The sequence below is a fragment of the Brevibacterium aurantiacum genome (assembly GCF_900169065.1).
Taxonomy (GTDB): domain Bacteria; phylum Actinomycetota; class Actinomycetes; order Actinomycetales; family Brevibacteriaceae; genus Brevibacterium; species Brevibacterium aurantiacum.
Window position 1 is genome coordinate 21,743 of the sequence record NZ_FXZB01000021.1, and the last position, 26,919, is coordinate 48,661.

The 26,919-nt window shown below is 62.5% G+C and carries 19 protein-coding genes; 8 read left to right on the forward strand and 11 right to left on the reverse strand.

Going from position 1 to position 26,919, the window contains the following annotated elements:
* Positions 1-108 precede the first annotated feature (108 nt).
* Entirely contained in the window at positions 109-1,425 is a 1,317-nt protein-coding gene (locus tag BAUR9175_RS14495) for a class I adenylate-forming enzyme family protein (protein WP_081448570.1), read from the reverse strand.
* A 146-nt stretch (positions 1,426-1,571) separates the two neighbouring features.
* Between BAUR9175_RS14495 and BAUR9175_RS14500 the strand changes: the two genes are divergently transcribed.
* On the forward strand, positions 1,572-2,879 hold the full coding sequence (locus tag BAUR9175_RS14500; protein WP_009883522.1) for a PucR family transcriptional regulator: 1,308 nt from the start codon (positions 1,572-1,574) through the stop codon (positions 2,877-2,879).
* Positions 2,880-3,047: 168 nt separating this feature from the next.
* On the opposite strand, the gene hutU is transcribed toward BAUR9175_RS14500, so the two are convergent.
* Positions 3,048-4,769 carry a urocanate hydratase gene (hutU, locus tag BAUR9175_RS14505; RefSeq protein WP_069599301.1) on the reverse strand — a complete coding sequence of 574 codons (1,722 nt, stop codon included), beginning with the start codon at positions 4,767-4,769 and terminating at the stop codon, positions 3,048-3,050.
* Between the two features lie 455 nt (positions 4,770-5,224).
* Between hutU and BAUR9175_RS14510 the strand changes: the two genes are divergently transcribed.
* From BAUR9175_RS14510 to BAUR9175_RS14525, 4 genes are all read left to right on the forward strand, one after another.
* Positions 5,225-6,367 (forward strand): CaiB/BaiF CoA transferase family protein, encoded by a 1,143-nt coding sequence (locus BAUR9175_RS14510; RefSeq protein ID WP_101584181.1) that lies wholly within the window; start codon positions 5,225-5,227, stop codon positions 6,365-6,367.
* Between the two features lie 4 nt (positions 6,368-6,371).
* The gene (locus BAUR9175_RS14515; RefSeq protein WP_101584183.1) at positions 6,372-7,511 is read left to right on the forward strand and encodes an acyl-CoA dehydrogenase family protein; all 1,140 of its coding nucleotides are present in this window, start codon (positions 6,372-6,374) and stop codon (positions 7,509-7,511) included.
* Positions 7,512-7,712: 201 nt separating this feature from the next.
* On the forward strand, positions 7,713-9,155 hold the full coding sequence (locus tag BAUR9175_RS14520) for a purine-cytosine permease family protein (protein ID WP_101584185.1): 1,443 nt from the start codon (positions 7,713-7,715) through the stop codon (positions 9,153-9,155).
* Positions 9,156-9,547: 392 nt separating this feature from the next.
* Positions 9,548-10,942 (forward strand): lipase family protein, encoded by a 1,395-nt coding sequence (locus BAUR9175_RS14525; RefSeq protein WP_180959254.1) that lies wholly within the window; start codon positions 9,548-9,550, stop codon positions 10,940-10,942.
* Between the two features lie 145 nt (positions 10,943-11,087).
* Here BAUR9175_RS14525 and BAUR9175_RS14530 read toward each other — a convergent pair whose 3' ends face one another.
* The 6 genes from BAUR9175_RS14530 to BAUR9175_RS14555 all read right to left on the reverse strand — a co-directional run bounded on the left by BAUR9175_RS14530 (position 11,088) and on the right by BAUR9175_RS14555 (position 18,574).
* Entirely contained in the window at positions 11,088-11,828 is a 741-nt protein-coding gene (locus BAUR9175_RS14530) for a DUF1345 domain-containing protein (RefSeq protein WP_226823967.1), read from the reverse strand.
* 62 nt (positions 11,829-11,890) lie between these two features.
* Complete coding sequence (locus BAUR9175_RS14535) at positions 11,891-13,234, reverse strand: amidase (protein ID WP_165771633.1); 1,344 nt, start codon at positions 13,232-13,234, stop codon at positions 11,891-11,893.
* A gap of 66 nt (positions 13,235-13,300) precedes the next feature.
* The gene (locus BAUR9175_RS14540; RefSeq protein ID WP_101584188.1) at positions 13,301-14,818 is read right to left on the reverse strand and encodes an amidase; all 1,518 of its coding nucleotides are present in this window, start codon (positions 14,816-14,818) and stop codon (positions 13,301-13,303) included.
* A complete protein-coding gene (locus BAUR9175_RS14545) occupies positions 14,815-16,155 on the reverse strand; it encodes a M20 family metallo-hydrolase (RefSeq protein WP_101584191.1) in 1,341 nt (446 codons plus the stop codon). The genes BAUR9175_RS14540 and BAUR9175_RS14545 overlap by 4 nt, the downstream gene beginning before the upstream one ends.
* A 67-nt stretch (positions 16,156-16,222) precedes the next feature.
* Entirely contained in the window at positions 16,223-17,542 is a 1,320-nt protein-coding gene (locus BAUR9175_RS14550) for an MFS transporter (RefSeq protein WP_257944340.1), read from the reverse strand.
* Positions 17,543-17,635: 93 nt separating this feature from the next.
* The gene (locus BAUR9175_RS14555; protein ID WP_009883511.1) at positions 17,636-18,574 is read right to left on the reverse strand and encodes a LysR family transcriptional regulator; all 939 of its coding nucleotides are present in this window, start codon (positions 18,572-18,574) and stop codon (positions 17,636-17,638) included.
* A 96-nt stretch (positions 18,575-18,670) separates the two neighbouring features.
* On the opposite strand from BAUR9175_RS14555, the gene lgt reads away from it, so the two are divergent.
* Entirely contained in the window at positions 18,671-19,594 is a 924-nt protein-coding gene (gene lgt, locus BAUR9175_RS14560) for a prolipoprotein diacylglyceryl transferase (RefSeq protein ID WP_009883510.1), read from the forward strand.
* A gap of 351 nt (positions 19,595-19,945) precedes the next feature.
* Here lgt and BAUR9175_RS14565 read toward each other — a convergent pair whose 3' ends face one another.
* The gene (locus BAUR9175_RS14565) at positions 19,946-21,142 is read right to left on the reverse strand and encodes a pyridoxal phosphate-dependent aminotransferase (RefSeq protein ID WP_101584192.1); all 1,197 of its coding nucleotides are present in this window, start codon (positions 21,140-21,142) and stop codon (positions 19,946-19,948) included.
* Between the two features lie 214 nt (positions 21,143-21,356).
* On the opposite strand from BAUR9175_RS14565, the gene BAUR9175_RS14570 reads away from it, so the two are divergent.
* Positions 21,357-22,097 (forward strand): N-acetyltransferase, encoded by a 741-nt coding sequence (locus tag BAUR9175_RS14570; protein WP_029417128.1) that lies wholly within the window; start codon positions 21,357-21,359, stop codon positions 22,095-22,097.
* A gap of 191 nt (positions 22,098-22,288) precedes the next feature.
* Here BAUR9175_RS14570 and BAUR9175_RS14575 read toward each other — a convergent pair whose 3' ends face one another.
* Both BAUR9175_RS14575 and BAUR9175_RS14580 read right to left on the reverse strand, forming a co-directional pair.
* On the reverse strand, positions 22,289-23,800 hold the full coding sequence (locus tag BAUR9175_RS14575) for an aldehyde dehydrogenase family protein (protein ID WP_009883507.1): 1,512 nt from the start codon (positions 23,798-23,800) through the stop codon (positions 22,289-22,291).
* 74 nt (positions 23,801-23,874) lie between these two features.
* The gene (locus BAUR9175_RS14580; RefSeq protein WP_009883506.1) at positions 23,875-24,966 is read right to left on the reverse strand and encodes a zinc-binding dehydrogenase; all 1,092 of its coding nucleotides are present in this window, start codon (positions 24,964-24,966) and stop codon (positions 23,875-23,877) included.
* A 284-nt stretch (positions 24,967-25,250) separates the two neighbouring features.
* Between BAUR9175_RS14580 and BAUR9175_RS14585 the strand changes: the two genes are divergently transcribed.
* Entirely contained in the window at positions 25,251-26,888 is a 1,638-nt protein-coding gene (locus BAUR9175_RS14585) for a sigma-54-dependent Fis family transcriptional regulator (RefSeq protein ID WP_009883505.1), read from the forward strand.
* The last annotated feature ends 31 nt before the right edge of the window (positions 26,889-26,919 follow it).

Here is a 26,919-nt window from a genome sequence, read left to right on the forward strand (position 1 = left end):
GCGGCTGAACCGCCATCGTCGAAATTCGTCCGACATTTCGGACAGATCGTGACGGCCGACTCACGCCACTGGCGGCCGGCTCGTCGGCCGTTGTCTCCCCGGTTTCGGTCACCTGCAGTTGATCGTGCCTGTGGCGCAGTCGACGAGGGTCAGGAATCCGTCGTCGTCGAGGAATCCGAGGTCACCGGTGTGCAGCCAGCCATCCTTGAGTGTCTCGGCTGTCACGCCGGGACGGCCGAGGAAGCCGTACATAACGGTCTGCGCGGAGATGACCACCTCGCCGGCCTCTCCTGCCGGCAGGATCCTGCCGGCAGGATCCTGAATGGCCACGGTGATTCCCGGCAGTGCTGTCCCTGCGGTTCCGAGGCGGCGGGTGCCGTCGTTGCGGTTGAGGGTCGCCGCCGCCGAGAATTCCGAGGGACCGTACCCTTCAAGGACGGTCACGCCGAACTTCGATTCGAAACGGGTGGTCGCATCGACCGACATCGGTGCAGCTCCGCTGAGAACGAACCGCAGGGAGGAGGTGTCGACAGTGCGTCTCTTCGTGGCTTCAAGGGCCGAGTAGATCGCCGGCACAGCCGAGAAGTAGGTCGGACGCACCTCCTCGACGACGTCCCAGAAAGTTCTCGGATCGAACTCCGGCAGCACATGGACGCTGCCGCCGAACATGAGTGGTGAGAGTGTACCCGCGAGGAGCCCGCGGCTGCTGAAGAGAGGCATCACCAACAGGCTGCGTGCGTCGTCACCGAAGTCGACCCCGTTGAGAATCGACCACACCATGGCCGAGACGTTGGCGTGGCTGAGCAGGCAGCCCTTCGGCAGACCTGACGTACCCGAGGTGTAGACGATGAGTGATCCGTCGCTGCCCCGAACATTGAGGTCACGGATCGGCTCGGCACCGCCCAGTTCGGCATCGCCCTGTTCGACACCGCTCTGTTCGGCACTGCCGCGGAAGCATTCGTCGGCGGCGGAGAGGAAACCGAGGCCACGGACGTCGGCAACGGCCTCGGCGCGGGAGTCGCCGATGACCAGCACGACACCGGAATCATCAAGTTGGAAGCCCACCTCGTCGTTGGTCAGAGCAGGGTTGATCGGGGTCAGCACCGCACCGAGGGACCAGGTGGCGAACATCGTCGTGATGAACTCGGGGCCGTTGCCCAGCAGCACACCGACCACGGCCCCGAGACCGATCCTGAACTGAGTCCTCATGGCATGCGCGGTCGCCGCCACGGCGGATGCGAATCCGGTGTTGTCGAGTCTGCCGCCGGGCCAGCTCAGGCACGGTCCGTATGGGTCGGAGCCAGCCCGGTTGGCAGGGAGCCCGACCAGATCGGCCACGGGGAAGGCTGAGGTCACTCCCGCCTCGGCGACCCATGCTGGCGTATAGCTCCTGGTCGGGGCGGAAGTGGTAGTCGAAGTCTGCATAGATCAAGCGTATCCAGGCATCGTGGTCAGCACACTGGACCCGCACGTCAAAGCATTTCCCATCATTCGGCCAAAGGTACAAAACAACTTCAGGTACTTTCGACGAAGCCCTCACCACGGATGACAGTTCGCGCTAGTCTTCTCCTATGGTCGCCTCTCCTTCGCGGACGCCCGGCGACGGGCCCGGTCCCACACATGTCACTCCCGAGGTGATGGCGCAGCTCTCCCGGATCTCCGCTGAACTGAGTCCGCGCGTCCCAGAGCTGACCCGGAGCGTCTACGAGTATCTGGCGACGCGGATCGCCGAACTCGGTGAGGAGCCCACGCTCCTTGATCTTCTCAGCGCGAGCATCGCAGGCAATATCGAGACCATCTTCCATGCGCTCCAGCATGGGATCGCTCCGGACAACCTCGAACCGCCTGTTGCCGCCTACGAATACGCCAGACGGCTGGCACAGCGCGGGATCTCAGTGAATGCCTTGGTCAGGGCCTACCGCCTGGGTCAGCAACGGCTGTTGCAGAGCGCCTACGACTTCATCACCGCCAATGACGAGCTCCCGGTCGATCTGGCTCCGGCAGTGTTCCAGCGGCTGGTCGATGAGGTGTCAGAATACATCGACTGGATGTCACAGAAGGTCGCCCTCCTCTACGAACAGGAACGCGAAGCGTGGTTGGCGAACCGCACCACTGCGCGGGAATCCCAGGTCAGAGACATCATCAAAGGCGGGGACGTCGACGCCGCTGCGGCCGCGGCAACACTGGGCTACAGCCTCACCGCCCGACATGTGGCGGTCGTCGCCTGGACACACCATTCGGCACCGGAGACCGTTGATGACCTGGGCAGATTCACCTCCGCCATCAACGCCGCAGGCGCAGCAATGGGTTCCCCACGCTCGAGGCTGATCATCAGTCGCGACCAGGACACCGCCTGGGGATGGATCACGGTGCCCGAGAGCTGGGAGTACGAGGAGTCCCTCGGCGATCGGCTGGATGCCACCGACGCTGTGCACTTGGCGTTCGGTTCCGCTCACACCGGTGCTGAAGGATTCCGGCTCTCTCACCAAGAAGCTATGCGAGTCCAGAACGTCTGCGTGGCCGGACGGTCACCGGCGGCACTGCGCTCCCACGACGACCCCGGAATGGCTCTCGTCTCACTGATGTCCACTGATGTCGAGGCGGCGCAGGACTGGGTGCGCTCCGTGCTCGGCCCGTTGGCGGAGAACTCCGAGGCCAATGCCCGCCACCGCTCGACGTTGCTGACATTTTTGCGTCACGACCTCAGCTACACAGCGACGGCGACCGCGATGACGATGCACAAGAACTCGATCCGGTACCGGGTGGAGATCGCAGTATCGCTCCTCGGCACGGACCTGGGATCGAATCGGCTCAGCATCGAGGCGGCCCTCTATGCCCACAGCTATATCTTTGTGCCGGGAGAACAGATCCCAGGTTGAGCGCCTCACTTCTCGCGGAGGTCGTCCACCACGAGAAAGGGGATCGACCGAAGTTTCAGAGCCCCTCTTTGAAGCTGGGCTGTGAAACGTCGATCGACCCCCTTCGCAGGCGAGTCTGACCACAAGCAAGTCAGACTTCACGCGAGTCAGACCTCAGGCGACTCCGAATTACTGCGCAGCGGACTCCTCGTCGCGCTTGTCGAGCTCCGGGATCATCGGAACGCGCATGCCGCGCTCTTCGGCGACCTCGGAGGCACGGTCGTAGCCGGCGTCGACGTGGCGGATGACGCCCATGCCCGGGTCGTTGGTGAGCAGGCGGGCGAGCTTCTTCGCAGCCAGCTCGGTGCCATCGGCCACGGAGACCTGACCGGCGTGGATGGAGCGGCCGATGCCGACGCCGCCACCGTGGTGGATGGACACCCAGGTCGCACCCGATGAAGTGTTGACCATGGCGTTGAGCAGCGGCCAGTCGGCCACGGCGTCGGTGCCGTCGAGCATCGATTCGGTCTCACGGTAGGGGCTGGCGACCGAACCGGAGTCGAGGTGGTCGCGGCCGATGACGATCGGGGCCGAGATCTTGCCCTCGGCGACGAGCTGGTTGAACAACAGTCCGGCCTGCTGGCGCTCCTTGTAGCCGAGCCAGCAGATGCGGGCCGGGAGACCCTCGAACTCGACGTACTCGTTGGCGGCATCGAGCCAGTTGTGAAGGTGCTCGTTCTCGGGGAAGAGTTCCTTGAGCGCCTTGTCGGTGACCTCGATGTCCTTGGGATCACCGGAGAGTGCGACCCAGCGGAAGGGTCCGAGGCCTTCGCAGAACAGCGGGCGGATGTAGGCCGGGACGAAGCCGGGGAATTCGAAGGCACGTTCGTAGCCGGCCTTGCGCGCTTCGTCGCGGATCGAGTTGCCGTAGTCGAAGACCTCGGCACCGCGGTCCTGGAATTCGACCATGGCCTGCACGTGCTTGGCCATGGACTCCTCGGCGCGGATGGTGAACTTCTCCGCATCCTGCTCCGCTTCCTCGTGCCAGTCGTCGACGCTGACGCCGATGGGCAGGTAGGACAACGGGTCGTGGGCCGAGGTCTGGTCGGTGACGATGTCGACCTCGGCAGCCTCCGGGCGGTCGAGGATCATCGGCAGGACCTCTGCAGCATTGCCGACGAGCCCCACGGACAGTGCCTGCTTGTTCTTCTTGGCCTCGATGACCTTGGCCAGTGCCGTATCGATATCGGTCTCAACCTCGTCGAGGTAGCGCTTGGACTTGCGACGGTCGAGGCGGGTCTTGTCGACGTCGATGATGAGGCAGGCGCCGCCGTTGAGCGTCACCGACAAAGGCTGTGCGCCACCCATGCCGCCACAGCCGCCCGTGATAGTCAGCGTGCCGGCCAGGGTTCCGTTGTAGCGCTTGCGGGCAATGGCACCAAAGGTCTCGTAAGTGCCCTGAAGGATGCCCTGGGTGGCGATATAGATCCAGGATCCGGCGGTCATCTGGCCATACATCATCAGGCCCTCGGACTCGAGCTTGCGGAAATGCTCCCAGTTGGCCCAGTCGCCGACGAGATTGGAGTTGGCGATGAGCACCCGCGGGGCCCATTCGTGGGTGCGCATGACACCGACGGGCTTGCCCGACTGGATGAGGAGGGTCTCGTCGTCCTCGAGATCGTCGAGGGTGCGTACGATCGCGTCGTAGGCCTCCCATGAACGAGCCGCGCGACCGGTGCCGCCGTAGACGACAAGGTCTTCGGGACGTTCGGCGACCTCGGGGTCGAGGTTGTTCATGAGCATGCGCTTGGGCGCTTCAGTCTGCCAGCTCTTGGCGGTGATCTCGGTGCCCCGGTCGGCGCGGATCACGCGAGAAGGGTCGTGCTGGGTGAAAGTCGGCTTGGTGGTCATGTGACTCTCCTTCGTCGTACGGTCATAGGGTCTGTCCTGCCTACACACTCCAATTCTGACGATTCCCCACAGAAGTGGAAGTGGTACGGATCAAGTTATGTCCGACATATCGGACATCATTCATGCCACATACTTCTTAGTCGAGACGAAATCGATTCTGCAAGTAGAGATGTAAAAGGCGAGGGCTAACCATCAACAGCCCTGACAGGGATCTCACCGACCAAGCGCTCATCGATCTCTCCACCACTGCGGTCAACCTGGGCGATTCGTCATCGCAGCACTGTCCTCACCCTTGGTCACCCGGTTCTCGCTCGGCACCCCGGGGGCCTACATTCTGGCTCTGGGCGGAAGTCGCCGTCTGAGTTGAGTGGGCTGACGCATCCCGTCTGAGATACCGGACGAATGTTGTTCACCACTCATTGTCTTCCACGCCTCCCACCTCGAGGATTATCCTCATGAACGCAACGAAACAACTACTCGACGGGGTCAGGGTCGCAGACTTCTCGCGCGTGCTGGCCGGCCCTTATGCCACCGCCATGCTCGCCGATCAGGGCGCCGAGGTCTTCAAGATTGAAATGCCGGGCCACGGTGATGACTCCCGTCACCTGGGTCCCTTCACCGACACGGGATCGACGTACTTCACATCCCTCAACCGGGGCAAACGCTCCATCGAGGCCGATCTCAAGGATCCCGAGCAGCATGCGCAGCTGCTTGACTTCATCCGCACCTGCGATGTGGTCGTCGAGAACTTCCGGCCGGGAGTGGCAGCCAAACTGGGCCTGTCCTTTGAGGACATCAAAGAAGTCAAACCCGACATCGTCTACGCCTCTATCTCCGGCTTCGGACAGACCGGAACACAGGCGAAACGGCCCGCCTACGACACTGTCATCCAAGCCCTGAGCGGACTCATGTCGTCCACCGGCTTCCCCGAGGGATCCCCCACCCGGGTGGGGGAATCCATCGCCGATGTCTCCGCCGGAGTCTTCGCCGCCTTCGGTGTCTCGAGCGCACTCTTCCACCGCCAGACCACCGGGGAGGGTGCCCACATCGACATCCCGATGCTCGACGTCATGCTTGCCATGCAGCCGACGAACACGGCCATCCATGCCGCCGGGTCGACACCGAATCGCGTGGGCAACCGGCACCCGATCTCGGCGCCATTCGACACCTATGCTGCCGCCGACGGTCTCGTCGTCATCGCCGTCGCCAACGACAAACTCTTCGGCGTCCTCACAGCCACGCTCGGCAAACCTGAGCTCCTCATCGACCCGCGTTTCGCCACCGATTCCGACCGTTCGGACAACGATGAGGCCCTGCGCGCCGAGATCGAGGAGTTCACCACCGGCTACACGGTGGACGAGCTGTGCGCGATCTTCGACGCGGCGGGAGTTCCCAACTCCCCCGTCCTCAACTTCACTGAGGCGGTCGACGGTCCGATCACCGACGGTCGAGGTCTCACCGCTACGGACGAGCGGACCGGGCATACCTTCCTGGCCCATCCGATCCTCGTCAACGGCGCCAGGCCCGCGTCTGCACTTCCCGTACCCCACCTCGGCGAGCACAATGCCGCATTCACGACAGAATCTACGAAGGAGTAGGACCATGGCTTTCGACATCAGCACCGACGAGCAGGATCTCGTCGACGCGGTCGCCCAGATCAGCAGGGACGTCCTGGTCCCGCAGGCAGCGGTCGCGGACGCAAACGAGCGCGTCTCAGATGAGACCCTGAAGACCCTCGCCGAGGTGGGGGTCCTCGGCCTCAATCTGCCCGAGGAATTCGGTGGGCCGGGCGTGGGCTCCGTAGCGATGAGCCAGATGGTCGCCGCCGTCACGGAGGCATGCGCGTCGACGGCCTCGATCATCACCGCGCAGTTCCTCGCCACCGACTCGATCCTCCTCGGCGGCACCGATGCGCAGCGCGAGTCGTGGCTGCCGCGTGCTGCTTCAGGTGCAGTCATCGGCGCGTTCGGGCTGACCGAGCCGGGCGCGGGATCGAACCCGGCCGAGATGTCGACGCGGGCCACACGCGTCGAGGGCGGCTGGCACCTCAAGGGCACGAAGTGCTTCATCACCAATGCCGGATTTGCCGACTTCATCGTTGTCTACGCGAAGACCGACGTCGAGGCCGGGCACAAGGGGATCAGTGCCTTCATCGTGGATACGAAGGCGGCTGGTGACGGGCTGAATTTCAATCCTCCGGAGAAGACGATGGGCCTGCGCGGCAGCCCGGTCTACGAATTCGTCATCGACACCATTGTGCCCACCGACGCTCTCCTCGGCGTCGAGGGTGAAGGCTTCACCACGGCCATGCGCGTCCTCGACCGTGGGCGCATCGAAGTCGCGGCGATGAGCTTGGGCATCGGCAAGGCCGCACTCGACGCGGCCGTGGCCTGGGCCGGCGAGCGCAGGATCAACGGCAAGCCCCTCAACCGCCTGCAGGGCATCGCCTTCAAGCTCGCGGACATGTACACGAAGTACCGCTCGGCCTGGCTGCTGACCATGGATGCCGCGGAGCAGAGGGACGCCGAGGTGGACTTCACCCGGTCCTCGGCGACGGCAAAGCTCGCCGCTTCCGAGGCGGCTGCGTTCATCGCCGATGAGGCCCTGCAGATCCATGGCGGGTACGGCTTCACACGGGACTTCCCGCTCGAACGTTATGTCCGCGACGCGAGAATCTACCGCATCTATGAGGGTTCCTCGGAGATCCAGCGCACGATCATCGCCAGATCGCTGTCGAACTGAATCAGTCGAAACAGAACCGAAACCTGCATCGGAATACGATCAGGTCGGGGTTCAAGGGCGATCGATTCGCCCTTGAACCCCGTTTCCGGCTCCGCACCCAACAATGATCCGATATGTCGGACAGTTTGTGTGACTCAGGTCTCGTATCGCTCTGATTTCGGGTGTTGACTGGGTCTGATTCATCATTCTAAGGAGAAACCCATGGCGAGCTCATCCAATTCGGGGATCGAGAAACGATCCATCGAAATGGTGCCTGACAATGAACGTCACGGCACCGCACGTTCCCAGTTCACGCTGTGGTTCGGCGCCAACACCCAGATCACCGCCATCGTCGACGGAGCACTCGCCGTCGTCTTCGGTGCCGATGCGCTGTGGGCCATCATCGGTCTGCTCATCGGCAACGTCATCGGCGGCATCGTCATGGCCCTCCACTCCGCGCAGGGACCACAGCTGGGTCTGCCGCAGATGATCTCCTCGCGGGCACAGTTCGGCATCATCGGGGCGATCATTCCACTGGTGCTCGTCGTGCTCATGTACATCGGCTTCGCCTCAACCGGTGCCGTGCTCTCCGGACAGGCCGTCAACCTCATCATCGGTGTCAATACGCCGGCGGTGGGCATCGTGATCTTCGGTGCACTGACTGCCGCTGTGGCCCTGCTGGGATACAAGTACATCCACGTGCTCGGTCGCGTCTCCTCAGTCACGGGCCTGCTCGGATTCCTCTTCATCACCTACTGCGTGTTCACGAAGGTCGACGTCCCCGGACTGATCTCGGGCTCGTCCTTCGCATTCCCAGCATTCCTGTCCGCGATCGCACTGTCCGTGGGCTGGCAGCTGACCTACGGTCCCTATGTCGCCGACTACTCGCGCTACCTGCCGCGCTCGACTCCGGCGTCGAAGACCTTCTGGTTCACCTTCGGCGGATCCGTCATCGGTTCACAGTGGTCGATGACCCTGGGCGCCCTCATCGGCGCCGCCGCCATGACCGAGACCGGCAACTCCTTCGTCGAGAACCAGGTCAGCTTCGTCGGCGACATCGTCGGGGGCGGGGTCTACGCTCTGCTCATCTTCATCGTGATCCTGTTGGGCAAGCTCACCGTCAACACTCTCAACGCCTACGGCGCGTTCATGTGCACGCTGACGATCCTCACCTCTTTCGGGGAGAAGACGAACATCCGCCGCTGGACCCGCGCGGTCTTCGTCATCGGCATCGTCACCCTGACCGTGCTTGTGGCCCTGTTGGCGTCGGCGGACTTCCTCGCGAACTTCAAGAACTTCGTCCTCGCCCTGCTTATGGTCTTCACTCCATGGAGCATCATCAACCTCACCGACTTCTACCTGATCTCGAAGGACCGCTTCGACATCCCCGCCTTCTACGACCTCAAGGGTCGCTACGGCAAGTGGAACTGGCGAGCCTTGGTGGCCTATGGAGTCGGTGTCGTTGTGCAGATTCCTTTCCTCGCCCAGTCCTTCTACACCGGGCCCCTGGTCGAGAAGCTGGGAGGAGCCGACATCTCGTGGATCGTCGGCATCGTGGTGACATTCCTCCTCTACTTCTTCATGCTCCGCAACCGCAGCGTTGCCCCTTCGGAGACCATCTACCCGGATGTGGAGGCACTGGACGCCCAGCGCAGCCGAGGCTAAAGCTGGAATCACCGCAGCAGCGGGAACATCGCGAGTGCATGCGGAAAATGCACATTTCAAGTCAGGCTGAGTAGGTTGCAACCTACTCAGCCTGACTTGAAATGTCTGCCGACAGGTATCACCCGGCGACTGGCCCACCTGCACATTCGCGCTTCTCGATTGACCGATAAGAAATGTTACTGATAAGTTCTACCCTCGAGTAGGATTGTGATGCCTGTCACCATACAGGCCTTGCATCAGAGACGATCGGAAGGACGGGCACACTTGTCCCGTCGGTCGGCGACACCACAACTGTTCGCGCATTCTCAATGCCGAGACACATGACAGAACAGGACCAGACACATATGGGCACGTCCCGTCATAGAACGCTTCCACACGCACGACGCTTCGCAATGCTGAGCGCTGCCACCATCACCGGGCTGACACTCGCACTTGGCACAGTGTCGGCACCCGCCCAGGCACAATCTTTGGTCCCGCAGAGCGAAGACGAAGCCAAGAGCATGATCGAGGACAGGCAGGCCGAAGACTCGGACTCCCTGAACAGAAGCAATGTCCCAGAGAGCGTCAGCGTCGAGGATGCGAAGGCAGCCGTCGACAAGTCGGATGAGATCTCCACTGCTGATGTCGAGTACGCAGCAGCGCTCGAAGACCTTCCCGACTCCGGCGTCCCCGAGGACTTCTACCAGACGCCGGACCAGTTGCCGGAGGAGAACGGCGGCGTGGTCAAGCAGACGCCGTCGAAGTTCTACGTCGATCCCATCAAGCTCATTGAGCACAATGCGAAGTCCACGACGTATATGTACAAGACCACCGACGAAAAGGGCACAGCACGAGCGGCCACTGCCACGCTGCTGACCCCGGAAGGTGCGGAGGGCGACGCGAAAGACGCTGTCGTCATCTCACCTGGCACGCAGGGCATCGCCGATAAATGCGCTCCCAGCCGGCAGATGGCAATGGGCACCGAATACGAGGGCATCTCCGTGACCTCTGCGTTGGCGGCGAAGCGTCCGGTTCTCGTCGTCGACTATGTCGGGCTCGGCACCGAAGGCGCACACAGCTACCTCAACCGCGTGGAGGAAGGTCGATCCGTCCTCGATGCGGCCAAGGCAGTTCAGAACGTCGAAGGCAGCACCATCAATGAAGACACGAAGCTTCAGCTGCGCGGCTACTCGCAGGGCGGACATGCCACGACCGCGGCATTGGAACTCGCGGATGACTGGGCGCCAGACCTCAGCCTCGCCTCCGCCTCGGCGGGTGCCGTTCCGACGGACCTCTACAAGACGGTCTCCGGCCTCTCCAGCATGCAGACAGGACTCCTGCTCTACGGAGTCTCCTCGTTCGCCGATCAGGCAGATGTCGACCTGACTGAATTCCTCAATCAGGAAGGCCTGGACAGAGTCGAAAGCGCCTCCAACCAGTGCACGATCGAAGCAGTCCTGTCGAACGCCTTCCTCGACACGAGCACTCTGACGAAGGACGGAAGTTCATTCCAGGACCTCGTCCAAGAGAAGTTCATGGATGTTGCCGATAAGCAGCGGTTGGGAGATGCCGAGATCCCAGACATCCCGGTCCTCGTCAACCACAGCCGCCTCGATGACGTCGTGCCCTTCGAACTGGGCAAAGAACTGGCCTCGAAATGGTGCGACGCCGGCCACAAGGTTGCGTTCGAGGGCAATCTCGGCCCGACGCACATCGGCGGCTACATCGCCTCGCTGCCTCGCGTCGAGTTGTCTACGAATCGCACCTTCGACGGCAAGGCACCCGTTGACAGCTGCTGGAGATTGTGAGGACAGCACAATGAGCTGACCCTCAAGACCAACACCATGAAGTGCGGTGCCGCCTGTTCACTAAGCAGGCGGCACCGCACTTTTCGTTGTGCGCTGCACTTGTCGGTAGGCACCGCTTCGCCTGACCGCGCCGGTCAGACACTCCTCAGATCTTGAGGTAGGACAGGAACATCGACACCAGCGTCGCCACGACGACCGAGTTGAAGACGAAGGCGACAATGACATTGCTGCGCACCATCTTCCATCCCTCGCGGGTGATTGCTCGCCCTGGCAGAGCTGCCGTCATCGTCGAGGACAGCACCGCGAACGTCAGATAGTCACCGAATGCCCGCTCTTCCGGCATGTCGAACTCGAGTTGCCTGGCGCCGAGGCTTCCCCCTCCGCCGAGGTCGAGTCGCATGAACTCCAGAGCAAACGAGTACACCATGACCGACCACGAAGCGACCACGTTCGCCAGCCCGAGAATCACGGATAGGACGATGCTCCCGTCCGAGCCCATGGTGACGAGGTAGATGTTGAGCACGATCGCGACGTACGCAGCCAAAGTCGCCCATGACACGGCCCCGCCGTTGCTGAAGTATCGCGACCACCAGCGCCGCTTGCGAGCCAGCGCCCAGCGCGAGTGCACTATGAGCTCGGTTTCGTCGAGCTCGTGCAGCCCGGCGTGAGTCCACAGCAGATAGATCAGCGCGAAGATCGGCCATGCGAAGAGGAAAATCGCGATGAGCTTTTCAACGACATCCCCCAGCTGCCCTGCCTCCGCGCCGAGCGGGTTGAAGTCGAGGCCCAGGACGAGCACGAGGCCGACGACCAGGGCTGGCACCATCGCCACGTTCGCCCGCATATCGTCGGTGATCGTGATCATCTGGCTGTGCGTGGGCCTCATGACGGGGCGGCTCCGCTTCGTTCGTGGCTGCTGAATTTGTCTTCAGCGTAGCCGAGACCCGATCAGAGCCTAGAGACGAATTCGAGCAGCTTCTCATCACTGCGCGGTGGGCCGACGATCTGCACCGACTCGGGTTTCGCCTGCTTGGCCGACCCAGGTGAGTTGGCCCCAGCTGCCATGCGGCTCTGGGCCTCCCCCACGGTTGCTCCGATCGGCAACGTCACTGCCGGCCACCCGAGAACGTTGAAAGGCAAGGAGTAGCGCATGAATTTCGCGGCAGACTCCGGTCCGAGCTCATCCCACGCAGCCACTTCACCGTCCATGGCAGGCGTGATGATGAAGTCAACGTCGTCGAAGAACGATTCGGCGGTAGCCCGAAGTTCTTCCAAGGAAGCCACATTGGACTGATACTCGGCCTCGGTGATGTTCTGGCCCGATAGGATCTTCGCCCAGACGCCTGGCTGGTATTGCTCGCCCTGGTCATCCAGGAACTGCTTGTGCAGAACATAGGCTTCATAGCGGCGCACAATGTCATAGAAGTCGATCCCCCGCTCAATGAGCTCCGTCAGATAATCGACGTTCGCCGAGGTGGTCGTTGCCTTCCCCGATCCACTGAGATGTTCGCTCGCCCACGCTCGTACCCCCGCGGCCGATTCGTCTGCCGCGTTGAGTAGGCTCAGGTCGATCCTCGGCGTCTCTGCAGGTGAGGAGACTGCAGGACTTGCATCCGCCCCATTCCCAGAGATCACCCTGAAGGCTGCGGTGAGCAGCGGCAGGTCTCGTGCGAACAGGCCCACCGTGTCGAAGGACGGCGATAGTGGGAAGACCCCTTCGGCCGAGACTGTGCCGAAGGTCGGTTTGAACCCGATGACGCCCTGACAGGCGGCGGGCACTCTCACGGAACCTGCGGTGTCAGTTCCCAGCGCCAACGGCACCACTCCGGCAGCAACGAGAGCTGCCGACCCCGAGCTTGACCCACCGGTGCACAGCGCGGGGTCAACCGGGTTGATGACTCGCCCGAAAGCACTCTCATCACCGAGGATGCCGTAGGAGTACTCCTGACAGTTCGTCTTCACCACCGGCAGCGCACCGGCGCGCTCCAAGAGACTCACCACCGGAGCCGATGCACTCGGGTCGGGTCCACTGCTGACGTTCGACCCCATCGTCGTGGGGAATCCAGCCACATCGATGACGTCCTTGACCGCGAAGGGAATGCCCTCGAGAGCTCGTGCTTCTTCACCGGCAGCGGCACGCTCCGCTGACTTCTTCTCAAGGGTGCGTGCGCGATCGCCCATCACCGAGGTGACGGCATTGAGGTCTCGACCGATTCCTTCGACTGCAGCCAGTGTCTGTTCGAGGCTCTGCATTGAACCCTGCTCCCCTTGCGCTCCGTTGGTTTCGCCCACGCTCCTCATCGTGACAGAAGGCTGAGCGACGTGTCAGACGACATGCTGCTCAGCCGTGGCAAGCAATCACCCTGGTGCGATCCCCGTCCACGGCACCAGCTGCTCGACTGCAGCGGCGACGTCGAAGGCCGTGCGGTCGTCGAAGGGATGGGCGATGATCTGTAGGCCCGTCGGGATTCCGCAGTCGGCCATGCCGGAGGGCACGTTGACGATCGGCACCCGGTTGCAGATGTTGAAGGGCATCGTCATGTGCGACTGCCAATAGTGCTCGAGCCGCACTCCCCCGCCGTCGCCGCCAGCGCCATTACCAGCACCGACTTCTTCCCGGCCCACACCGTTCGAGTCGATCGTGATCCCGTCGAGGTAGCTGGCATCGGCTTCGAGTCCTGCCACCGCCGAGGTGGGGGCCAGGAGGACATCGAATCTCTCCATTGCGGTCGCAAGTTCCGCCTGGATCTGCGCCTCAGCGGCCAGCCCTTCGTAGAACGTATGACGGCTGGCGACCGCCTCGGCGTCGGCCATGATCTGGAGCGTGTAGTCGGCCAGCGTGTCCTCGTGCCCGCGCGTCGCGGCCCGCATCGCGGGGGCGAGGATATTGCCGAAGTGCGTGAACGCGGTTTCGAAGATCCGCTCCGCCGTCCACGGCAGTTCGACCTCTTCGACAATTGCCCCCGCAGCCTCGAGCGCCGAGGCGACCGCCCGGGTATTGGCGATGATGTCCTCACCGACGGGGAAGTCACCCAGGCGCAGGCAGAGAGCGATCCGCTTCCCCTTCAACCCTTCGACCACCTCGGCGGAGGTGGCATCGAAGCCGTCGAGGAAACCGGGTGAGGTGATGGTGGCGTGGTCGCTGGGATCGACGCCGACCATCACCCGGGCAAGCAGAGCGGTGTCGGCGACGGTGCGCGCCATCGGTCCGTCCCCTCGGTACCAGTCGGCGGCCAAGGGCTGGACGCCGGGAATCCGACCATAGGGTGCCTTGAATCCGACGGTGCCGGTGAACGCGGCGGGCAGCCGGGTCGATCCGGCGATGTCCGAGGCTGTGGCCAGGGGCGCGAAGCCCGCCGCCAGCGCCGCGCCCGAGCCGCCCGAGGACCCGCCGGGTGAGAGTTCAGGGTTCCACGGCTTGCGGGTCACGCCCCACATCGGGGAATGGGTGACCGTCGCGCAGCTGAGTTCCGGCGAGGTCGCTCGGGCATGGACGAACCCTCCGGCTGCGCGGATGCGGGCGATGATCGCCCCGTCTGCTCCGGCCACGGTGTCGCGTTCGTGGATGAGCCCCTGGGTCAGCGTCCGCCCGGCGATCGCGTGCTTCTCCTTGGCGATCACGGGCAGGCCGAGCAATGGCCGGGCGGCGGCCGCCTCGGTGAGCTCATCATTCGATGCGTGTGCGTAGAAGCCTTCGGCCTCCCTCGCCGAGGTGACCGCCTCCTCCACGACCTCCGTGACCGCATTGATGCGCTCGTCCTCGGACGTGATCCGTCCGATCTGGGAGGTGAGGTATTCGACCGGGGAGAGGTCCTTCGACCGAAACTTCGACAGTGCCTCGGTCGCGGAAAGTGCCCAGGTTTCGGTGTTGGTCATGCGCGTGCCTCGGCGACGGATTTCCCGACCCACACTTCACCCTCGCGGTCCTCACTGAGTTCACCGTTGACCAACTCCGTGGCGACGTTAGTGAGGACACCGAGGCCGCGGATCATGTCCTCGTCCGTAGTGAACTCGCGTTCGCAGTGGGAGACGCCGTCGACGCTGGGCACGAACATCATCACGGCGGGCACCCTGTGGTTCATGGCCACAGAGTCGTGGCCGGCCATGGTCTCGAGGCGACGGATCGACAGCCCCTCATTGGCCACGGCCTTCTCAGCCAGCTCGACACCGGTCTCCGGGAAATAGAGCTTGCCGCGGACGTCGAAGTCCTCAACCTTAATCGTGATGTCATGCTCCAGGGCGATGCTCGCGATCTGCTGGTGCAGGGTATCCCGGGCGGCCTTGACGATGTCCGGATCGGAGGACCGGAGGTCGGCGACCATGTGCACGCGGCGGGGGACGACGATGGGTGAGTTGGGTTCGACGACGTGCTGGCCGACCGAGGACATGAGTGCTTCGTCGGCGAACTCGTTGACCACGTCGGCGACGGCGAGGACGATCTTTGCGCCTGCGACGAGGGCGTCGTGGCGATCGGCCATGGCGGTGGCGCCGGTGTGGGACTGTTCGCCGAGGACGTCGATGTCGAGCTTCTGCGTGTACCAGCTGGATTCGACGACGCCGATGTTCGTGGCCTCACGCTCGAGTATGCGGCCCTGTTCGATGTGGATCTCGGCGTAGGAGATCGCCTCGGGTGGGGCGTCGGTGCCGTTGTAGCCGATTGCGGCGAGCGCCTCGGCGACTGACGTGCCTTCGAGGTCTTGGACGGCGAGCATCTCGTCGAGGTCGAAGAGTCCGGCGTAGACGGAGCTGCCCATGATGGACGGGGCGAAGCGTCCGCCTTCCTCGTTGAACCAGTTGACCACGGCGATATTGAATCGGGGCTTCTGCCCGGATTCGGCGACGTTCTCTTTGACCCGCAGGGCTGCGAAGAGGGCTGCGATGACTCCGTAGGCACCGTCGAAGCGACCGCCCAGAGGCTGGGAGTCCAGGTGTGAACCGATGAGGACGTAGGGGGCGTCGGGGACGAGTTCGAGGCAGACGAACATGTTGCCGATCGCATCCACGCGAACCTCGAAGCCGTTGCCTTCGGCCCAGCCGCGCATCCAGTCACGGCTCTGCTTGTCCTCGAGAGTCAGTGCCTGCCGGTCGACGCCGTCGTTGTCGGTGGCGCCGAATGTGGCGACGTGGTGGAAGTCGGTGAGGAAGGCAGCGTCGCTGGACGCTGCCGCAGACGATGAGGCTGCGGTCGAAGTTCCGGGGGATGCTGTGGTCATGGTGCGTCTCTTTCTCTTGCGAGTCTGGTGCTGAAGTGGGATTCGGATCGCCGAGGTGGCCCGGCGGTCACCCCAGCCGGCCCCGGGTCTCGGGGAGGCGGGTGACGAAGATGAGGACGAGGACGATCACCGCGCAGATGGTCATGTAGAACCCTGGTGCGGTGTTGACGCCGGTGATGTCGACGAGCCAGGTGCCGACGAACGGAGCGGTTCCGCCGAGGATGGCGTAGGAGATGTTGTAGCTGATCGCTGCCGAGGTGAAACGGGTCTTCGTGGAGAAGCGCTCACAGAAGAAGGTGTAGCAGCCTCCGCCGTAGCAGCACAGGGAGATGACGAAGATCGTCTGTCCGAGGAACGCCAGGCCCATGTTGCCGCTGGTGACCAGGCCGAATGCGGGGATCGATGTGATGGCCAGGAGGATGGAGCCGGCGATGAGCATGGGTTTGCGTCCGACTCTGTCGCCGATGGCTCCGGCGATGGGAAGGAAGATCGTGTAACTGGCCATGGCGATGGCATTCGTCAGCAGTGATTGTTCGCGGGTGAGGTCGCCGGTGGTCTGGATGTAGGTGACGAAGTAGGCCGAGAGCATGTAGAAGCCCAGGGCGGTGAGTCCGAGGACGAAGAAGACCTGAAGCATGCCCACCGAGTTCTCGCGGAAGGAGTCGCGGATCGGGCTGAACTCCTTGGGGCGTTCGGCCGCGGTCTTCTTGAACAGATCGGACTCGTCGGTGCGCGAGCGGATCCAGAGACCGACGGCCGAGAGCGGCAGAGCCAAGAGGAAGGGAATGCGCCAGCCCCAGGAGTCGAAGGACGCGTCGCTCATCACAGTCGAGAGCAGCAGAATGAGGCCGCCGGCGAAGACAGAGGGCAGAGCAGTGGCGGCCAGGGTGATGTTGATCCACAGTCCGCGCTTGCCCACCGGTGCGTGCTCGTAGACGAAGGAGGGTCCGCCGACCGATTCGCCGCCAGCGGAGAAGCCCTGGCCCAGTCGGGCGAGGATGAGCAGGATGGGCGCGAACCAGCCGATCTGGTCGAAGCCCGGCAGAATGCCGATCAGCGCGGTGCAGATGCCGACGAGGAAGATCGTGACGGTCAGAGTCTTGCGCCTGCCCACCTTGTCGCCGAGGGCACCGAAGAACAGTCCGCCCAGGGGCCGCATGACGAAGGCGACGCCGAAGGTGGCGAAGATGACGAGCAGGCCGGTGACCCGGTCGCCGTCGGGGAAGAAGTACTCGGAGAGGATGACGGCCGAGAGGCCGTAGAGCGTGAAGTCGTAGAACTCGACGAACTGGCCGATGCTGCCGCCGACGAGCACCTTTTTCTGCATGCTCGTGGTCTTGCCGGTCGGTTCCCGTGACGTCGTCGCCACCGGTTGTGTTGCGGCCATGAGTTCTCCCTCGCCGTATCCGTAAGTGTGGGAACAATTGTTACCTGGACCACGCCATCAGTCCAACAGATACTTTCTAAGCCCGGGATCAATTCAATCTATGAGTGGCTCTTCGCTCTCATTCGAACCGAGGATCTCCCGCGTCAGTTCGCTGAATGCGCGGGCCCGTCTGCTCAGGCGCACGTCTTTGGGCCAGATCATGGCGAGGTCGATGCTGGGGAAGTCATCGAGCAGCGGCACGTCGACGGTCTTCGATCCGATGTAGGTTCCCGAGGACACGGACTGGCTCAGCAGCGAATACCCGTGCCCCATCGCGACGAAGGATCGCACGGTCTCGTAGCCGGCGAAGCTGTGTCGCACGTTCGGAGCGATCCCGGCGATGCGGAAGAGCTCGTCGTAGTACTGCCGTGAGAACGGAAGATCGAGCTGGATGTAGTTCTCCTCTGCCAGCTCGCTCAGATGGATGGGTCGCGGCCCATCAGCTCCCCCGCCGAGGCGGTGCTCCAGGGAGACGAGGGCGTGCGGCCGGACGACGTCGATGAGGTAGGTATCGAAGCGTTCGGTCAGTCCCAGCGTGTAGGTCAGTGCGATATCGCATTCCCCGGCGATGACCGCGGTGTGCAGTTCATGGAGGTCGGCTTCGAAGTAATTGACTCTCACGTCGGGGTAGCGTTTCTCGAACTCCGCGTGGATGAGCGGCAGTCGGGTCGGGGCGATGGGCGAGAAGACCCCGACCGTGAGATTGCCGCTCAGCGACTGGGCCAGTCCGTGCGCGGTCTCTCCCAGAGCGTCGGAGGATTCGAGGAATGGATTGACCTCGAAGAGGAAGCGTCTGCCTGCGGGTGAGAGCACCACGGAACGATTCTTCTGGCGGATGAACAGGTCGATGCCCAGGGTCCGCTCGAGCTGGGCCATGGCCGTCGAGATCGCCGACTGGGTGACGTTGAGATGCTTGGCCGCCTCGGTCATGTTCTCCCTGCGGGCAACTTCTTGGAAGTACCGGAGTTGGACGAGAGTGAAGTCGAGGGCCATAGACGCAATCATCCCACTCGACGGCACAGACACCTCTCAATCGGTGCACGGCCAATGGAATGTCTCTTCAGGGGGTCGAGGAAATAGACTTGCATCGTGCTTGCCAACCTTGCGGTCGATGACCTGCCCACGCTGCCCCACGACATTCTGGCCTCCATCCCGAGTCCGAGCGTCTCCAGCTTCCACTTGGGCCCCCTGACGATCCACTTCTACGCGCTGTGCATCCTCGCCGGCATCGTCATCGCCATCGTGCTGACCAACCACCGGCTGGTCAAGCGCGGCGTGCCCGATTGGGAGGTCCTCGACATTGCGACCTTGGCCGTCCCCATGGCCATCGTCGGCGCACGGATCTATCACGTCATCACCCATTACACGGACTACTTCGGCCCTGGGCGCAATCCGTGGAACCCTTTCGAGCCCGGTTCCGTGTGGGCGATCTGGGAGGGCGGAATCGCCATCTTCGGTTCGCTGATCGGCGGCACCCTGGGCGCGCTGATCATGTGTCGCCGGCTCAACATCAGACTCTCAACGCTCCTCGATGCCATCGCCCCCGGGCTGATTCTCGCCCAGGCCTGCGGACGATTCGGCAACTGGTTCAACCAGGAGCTTTTCGGTCAGCCGACGACTCTGCCCTGGGGTCTGGAGATCGATCCGAACAATTCGGCCTTCCCTCCAGGACTGCCCGTCGACACTCTCTTCCACCCCACGTTCCTCTACGAAGTGGTGTGGAACAGCCTGGGCGCGCTGGTCCTGATGTGGCTGGGACGCCACGTGTTCTTCCAGTGGGGACGCCTCTTCGGCATGTATCTCGTCTGGTACGGCGCCGGCCGCATCGTGTGGGAGTCCATCCGTCTCGACCCCAGCTTCGTCGTCCTCGGCCTGCGCACCAACGTATGGGCAGCGATCGGCGCTGTTGCCCTGGGTCTCCTCATCATCGGAGTCCAAAGGCTGCGCCACCCCGAGCCCGAGGAGTCTCCGTTCATCAAGGGCCGGGAAGTTGAGCCGGAACCCGCGGACTGAGCAGATCTCGCAGAACCCGGCCGACGACGGGCCTCGCCCATATCACTGCGTACTGCAGACCCCCGTCATAGTGGACTGCAGACCCCCGTCATAGTGGACTGCAGACCCCCGTCATAGTGGACGCGCGTTCGACCCAAGGCGATTTTTCGCACGCGAGTCCACTATGACGGATTGCGGGAAGGCCCGGGACGCCGTGCGCCGTGCGCACACCCCGTGCACACACGCCGTGCGCCTGCGCTGATGCGCCCGCTGGAGCGCCGGCATTGCTGCACCCGCTGCAGCGCCCGGCTGTTGCGCCTGCGGTGTTGCGCCTCGAGCAGAGACAGGAGCGAGGACTCCTCGCTCCGGCCCTTACCCCTGCGCCAGCCAGTCGCGCAGCTTACCCAGGCCCTCGGTGATGTCGTTCTCGCCGATGCCCGAGTAGGCGAGGCGGATGTAACTCCGGTCTTCCCAGTCCTGCCGTCTGCCGAAGTGCTCGCGGGTGCAGAAGGAGACTCCCGTGTTGTGCAGGGCTTCGGTGGAGAACTCGGACAACGTCGCGATCCCCTTGGCTTCCATCGCCTCGGTGACATCAGGGAATACATAGAACGTCGAGCCGGGAACGGCCACGCTCATGCCTGGGATTGAGTTGATGATCGAGCATGTGGCGTCGCGACGTTTGCGCAGCACCTCGAGCATCCGACCAACTTCGTCCTGCGGTCCCTGCAGAGCGGCGATGCCTGCCCACTGGACGTAATGGGTGGTGCACGATTCGTCGTTGGTGTTCAACGTCGACATCACCTCGGCGATCTCACGCGGGGCGACCGCGCAGCCCAACCGTGACCCGGTCATCGCGAATTTCTTGCTGAATGTGTAGAGGATGACGGTGCGCTCACGCATGCCCTCAAGTGCGGCGATGGACTTCGACCGACCCTTGTAGCGCATCTCGAAATAGGCCTCGTCAGAGAGGACCCAGAGGTCGAACTCCTGTGCGATCGCTGCAATTGCTTCGCGTTCGGCCTCGGTCGATTCCGCCGAGATCGGGTTCTGCAGGTCGTTGTAGATGATGGCTACGGTCTTGTCATCGATGGAGGCCCGCAGGTGGTCGAGGTCGATGGCGAACCCGTCGGCGGTGGGCACATACCGGTAGGGAAGCGCGTTTCCGCCGAGGTACTCGATCTGGGATTCGTAGATTGGGAACCCGGGGCTGGGGTAGAGGACGCCGTCGCCGGGGTCCATGACGACCTGGAGGAATTTCGTGATCACCGGCTTGCCACCGGTCGTGACGACCACCTCGGCGGGGTCGATCGTCACGCCACGTCGTTTCCCGATATCGTCAGCCAGTGCCGCGCGCAGCTCCGGAATTCCGGGGCCGGGGCAGTAGCCGGTCTTGCCGTCCCGGATCGCCTTGTCCATCGCCTCGACGATGTGGGGCGCCATGGGGAAATTGAGATCGCCGAGGTGGAAGGGATAGACCTCATTGCCGCGGGCTTTCCATTCGGCGGCGTCCTGGGCGACCCGGAACGAGGTCTCGGTGCCCAGATTGCCAAGGCGTTGAGCGGTCTTCATTGTCGGCTCCTTCAAACGGGTGGGATGACGGTCCTGGTGAGCGGTGTACTCACACCGCCCGATCTTCGTCTCTTCCCTCACGATAGATCACCGTAACCTCGAATGTCAGCGGCGACCGGACAGTCAGTTCAGGGCCAATCCGCTTCGCCCAACGACCAGGAACCACAGGTCGATGCCGAGGAACGCTTTTGGAAGGCTGCCTAGACTGGCGACCATGAATCTCACAGTTTCCACCTTGGCTCAGCGCCCGGACCTCAAAGACGAGCTCCTCAACCTGGAGAATACGTGGCCGGAATTTATCCGGCACGATCCTCTCGGCAACCTCTACTATCATCGGGACATTCTCGCCCAGTTCGCCGATCACCTAGTCATCGCCCACACCTCGGCGGACGGGATCGTGGGCAAGGCACATGCGATCCCCTTGCTTTTCCAAGGTGAGCGCCTGCCAGAAGACGGATGGGACGGGGCGATCCGACGCGGAATCCAGACGAAGGTCCTAGGTGAGGTGCCGAACATGTTGGCCGCGCTCGAGATCTTCGTACGATCTGACAAACAAGGGCTGGGGTTGTCCGGCAGGATCCTCGACGCGTTACGACAGCATGCAAAGGACCAGGGATTCGCCGAGGTAGTCGTTCCGGTCCGCCCCAATGGCAAGAACGACATCCACGATCCGATGCCTTCCTACGCTTATCGCACGAGGGAGGACGGGCTGCCCGTCGACCCCTGGCTGCGCACCCATATTCGCGCCGGCGGGACGATCGAGGGAATCGCGCACCGCTCGATGGTGATCGCCGGAACTCTTGAGGAATGGCGGAACTGGACCGGTCTGCCTATGGATACCTCGGGACCGGTCGAGGTTTCCGGGGCGCTGACACCTGTGCTCTGCGATATCGAGCACGGCAACGCGGTCTACATCGAGCCGAACGTGTGGGTGCGGCACCGTACCAGAGTGTAAAGGGTTGGTCCCTTGGTTCAGGCTCTCTGCATTCTGACGATCCGATTCTTCGGCGCAGACATCACATACGCAGAGCCGCCAACGAAGAATTTTCGATGGCGGCTCTGCGTCGAATTGTGCGCTCAGCAAGACAGTGCCGATGTGAACCGCGGAACCTGACAACGGACCTGTCTCATTGGAGCTGCACGGAATCAGAGCGCCATAGTCACAGACTTCACCTGTGTATAGAGCTCAATGCTCTCAGGCCCGAGCTCACGTCCCCAACCCGACTGGTGGAACCCGCCGAACGGAAGTGCACTATCGAGTGCATGGTAGGTATTGACCCACACCGAGCCGGCATTCAACCTGCTTGCGACTCGATGTGCCCGGCTGAGGTCTGTGGTCCACAGTCCCGCCGCCAGTCCGTATTCGCTCTTGTTGGCAGCCTTGATCACTTCGCTCTCGTCGGAGAAAGGAATTGAGACAGCAACCGGCCCGAAGATCTCTTCTCGCACGATCGACATGTCTTCGGTCGTGTCCGTGAAGACAGTCGGTTCCACGAAGTAGCCTGAATCGCCGTGGCGATTGCCGCCCACCAACGCGTGCGCTCCCTCTTCCTTACCCGCATTGAGGTAGCCGACAACCCTGTTCAGCTGTTCTTCCGACACCAGCGGAGTGATCGCAGATTCGGGATCGTTGCCCGGGCCTACCTTCAAGGTCCGCACCTGTTCGGCCAGGGCTTGGTTGAACTCGTCATAGATCTTTTCGTGCACATAGACTCGGGTACCGGCTTCACACGCCTGGCCCGAGTTCAGCGTGAAGCCTTGTAGGACCCCACCCACAGCGCTGGGGATGTCCGCGTCTTCGAAGACAATGTTCGGAGATTTGCCTCCGAGCTCGAGCGACACCTTCTTAAGATTGCCTGAAGCTGCGTTGACGATCTTCTTTCCGACCTCGGTCGAGCCGGTGAATGCCATTTTGTCTACATCCTCGTGACCCGACAGTGCAGCTCCTGCGTCCCCGTACCCGGTGACGATGTTGACGACTCCAGCAGGGACACCGGCCTCAACCATGATCTGGCCGAGGAGCAAAGCTGTCAGCGGTGTCTGCTCTGCCGGCTTGAGGACGAGAGTGTTACCAGTGGCGAGCGCGGGAGCGATCTTCCACGCGGCCATGAGCAACGGGAAGTTCCACGGAATGATCTGACCGCAGACCCCAACAGGCTCACGCCGAGTATAGGAATGAAATTCGACTTCGGTCGGAGCCAACAGCATGGAGGGGTTGTTCGTTGCTCCTTGGATCTTCGACGGCCACCCTGCATAGTAGCGGAAGCAGTCTGCGGCGGCGCGCACGTCGAAGGCATGGGCGATGCCGATCGGTTTGCCGTTGTCCAGGGATTCCAATTCCGCGAAATCTTCTACTCGTTCCACGATCGCTTGGGAGATCCGCCACAGCAGATCTTCGCGCAGATTGGGCCGCAGCCGAGCCCAAGAGGTTTCCTCGAAGGCGGTGCGGGCCGCTTTGACCGCATGGTCGATGTCTTCCGGTCCTCCTCGCGGAACCTCAGCGAGGACGTCCCCGGTGGCGGGATCATAGGTGGTGAAGGTTTGCCCGGAAACGGAGTCACACCATTCGCCGTTGATCAGCATCTTCTGAGGCTGCTTGAGGAACTTGCTGATCTGGGGTGACTGGACCGTCGTTCGGGTCTCAATTGTTGGACTCATGATGACCTCTCTCCGACCGGCCCTGCTGGCCAGTCTGTGTTCGTGCAACGTCCGAAAAACACTCTCGATTCGCCTCAGAATGAGGTGATGATGGAGCGGATGACTTCGCCCTTCTTCAGCATCTCGTAGCCTTCATTGATCTCGCTCAGAGAGATCTCGCGGGTGACCAGGCCATCGAGTTCGAATCGACCTTGGACGTACATGTCCGCGTACAGCGCTATATCTCGTTTGACGTTGGTCGAGCCCATCAGCACGGCCTGCAGGCTCCTCTGCGCGAACAGATCAGCCAGAGATGAGTCGAACGAGGTGGTGGCACCGGGAGGGGCGATTCCGATGAGGTAGGCAGTTCCACCCGGACGAGTCATCTCCTGCACCTGTCGCTGAGTGGCACTGATTCCGATGACTTCGAAGGCATGGTCGACGCCCCCAGTCAGCTCTTGGATGGCAGCCACTGCATCCGTCTCAGCCGAATTGATGACATCGGTGGCGCCGAACTTCTTCGCCGCTTCAAGTTTGCTGTCGACGATATCGACTGCGATGACGTTCTTGGCACCGCAGAGCCTGGCACCGCTGATGGCGTTGAGGCCGATTCCGCCGGTCCCGACCACCGCTACTGTGTCGCCGGGTCGGATGTGAGCGGTATTGATCGCAGCACCGGCACCCGTGACCACCGAGCATCCGAGAAGTGCGGCCTGGGGGAATGGAATCTCGTTATTGACAACGGCCAGCTGATTCTCATGCACAAGCACCTGTTCGGCAAAGCCGCCGACGTTGACCGACTGAGCGATCGCAGACCCATCGGCGAAGGAGATCCGGGGACTCTCATCTTCCCCACGAGAGACGGCGGCAGGGTTCAGACACAAGGTGCTGTGGCCAGCCAGGCACTCGGCACAGGCACCGCAGAATGGGATCAGGCAGGCGACGACGTGGTCACCGACTTTCATGCTCGTCACCCCGGATGCGACAGATCTGACCACTCCGGAGATCTCGTGACCGCCGACAGCTGGCAGTGGCATTCCGTAGTCGTGGTCGATGAGGTGGAGGTCAGAGTGGCACAGCCCTGAGGCTTTGACGTCGACGAGCACTTCGCGCCCTCGGGGGTCGTCGATCTGTATATCGTGGGTAGTGAATTTGCCGCCCACCTCGGTGGCCAATGATGCTTTCATCGGAATTTCCCTTCTCGGTTTCTGATGTGGACCATCGACCACTGCGAGCTGCAACGGTGCGATGGCTCTTGTCCAGGCTAGGGTCGAACCGATATGAACAAGCGTCCACATATGAAACACTCTGCATACGTCCGCCTGCTCAGCTGCGCCAGTCCATTTCGGACCTATCATCGGACTGCTTGTGCCGGACACTCTTGTGAGATAGGTTTCAAAAGCACGACGAGATGAAGAAGTCTTATGCCCTTGGAGGTCACGTGCCGCAAGTTACATCGCGCAGAAGCGAAGTGGACTTTGCATGGAAGCGCTCGCAGCTGTGTGGTGTCACCCACGACTCTCTTCCGGAGAACCTCACAGACACGACGAACCTCTTCCCTGCGAAAACCGCGCTGCTTCGCGCCGCAGGCGCCACCTTGAGCGCTGTCGGCGATGAGCTCGCCGGGTTGGATCTGTCTCTGCTGGTGGCAGATCGTTCGGGCCTTCTCGTGCAGACGGTCGGCGGAGCACAGTCCCGGATCGGGGCGCAGGTCGAACAACGCGGGCTGATTGCCGGCGCAGACCTCAGCGAAGAGAAGCTCGGCTTCAACGGCATCGGAACCGCACTGGAGACAGGTCGCGGAATCACCGTCGACGGCGACGAACACTTCGTCGAAGCATTTCGCGATTTCTCCTGCTTCGGCATCCCCATCATCCACCCCGGCAGCAAGAGGCTCGAAGGCGCGCTCAATGTCACCGCTCCGACCGAATCGACTACTTCTCTGCTCGAGGGTTTCGGCCGAACGATGGTGCATCAGATCGAGCAGCAGCTCCTGCAGAACACGTATCACGACGAGTACTCTCTGATGTCCGAATTCCTCCAGGCTTCCCGAGGCACAGATCAGGCGGTCTGTGCCATCGGCGATGAGACCGTGATGAGCAATCAGAAGGCCGAGGGGCTTCTCGAACACATCGACTATGGCGTGCTCCGGAGCACGATTGCCGAGGCACGCCTCGCACGCTCGTCCCAGGCTTCCATCGCAGTCGCCTCCGACCGCCTCGTCGCAGTGGATATCCGTTACATTCGATCCGGCGGAGAAATTCTCACGCTGCACCCTCTGTGGCAGAAGAAGGCGACGATTCCTCGCGGTCGCCCACGCGCGAATATGGCCGGAGAGGTGTGGGGAGGCCGTTTGAAAGCGGTGCAGGGGCGTTCGGGCTCAGTCGCGGTAGTCGGAGAGCCGGGCACCGGCAGAACCAGCGCGGCCCGCGAGGCATCCCGCCCTCTCGAGCCCACCCTCATCGATTGCGTTGACTTACAGACTGCTGGCGCTCAGGTGTGGTCCAAACGTCTGCAGAAGGCAGTGGGCGCCACCACCGGAGCACTCATCATCGACAATATCGATCTTCTGCCGACGGCACAGCTCAGTTTTCTCCGCCAGCTGGTCAGCGACGATGCTTCCAGTGCCCGAATCGTCATCACCGCGGATTCTCACGCTCAAGAGGCAGACGGGCGTCTTCGCTCGGTTCTGTCAATGGCAGATCAATACGTGGAGCTCCCCCCGTTGAGAGAACGAGTAGCCGAGTTTCCGATCCTCATCGAGGCGATGGCGCAGAAGATTGCCAGCAAGAAACGCTTCACATTCTCTGCAACCGCATCACAGGGACTGGCCCGAGCACATTGGCCCGGCAATTTAGTGCAGCTCCGAAAAGTCCTCATGCAGGTGTTGGCCGAGCGAGCCAGCGGGCAGATCACCCTATCCGACCTGCCCGAAATCTATCGACGCGATCAGAATCAGCCTCTCTTCGGATTGGATCGGGCCGAACGCGCGGCGATCGTCGAAGCCATGGCAGCTGCGGAAGGCAACAAGAACCAGGCCGCCCGAGCGCTGGGAATGAGCCGAACGACTCTTTACCGGCGTCTGCGGAGCTTGAAGATCGAGTACTAGTACCGACAAGCCCGCGGCACGGTGTTCTGGG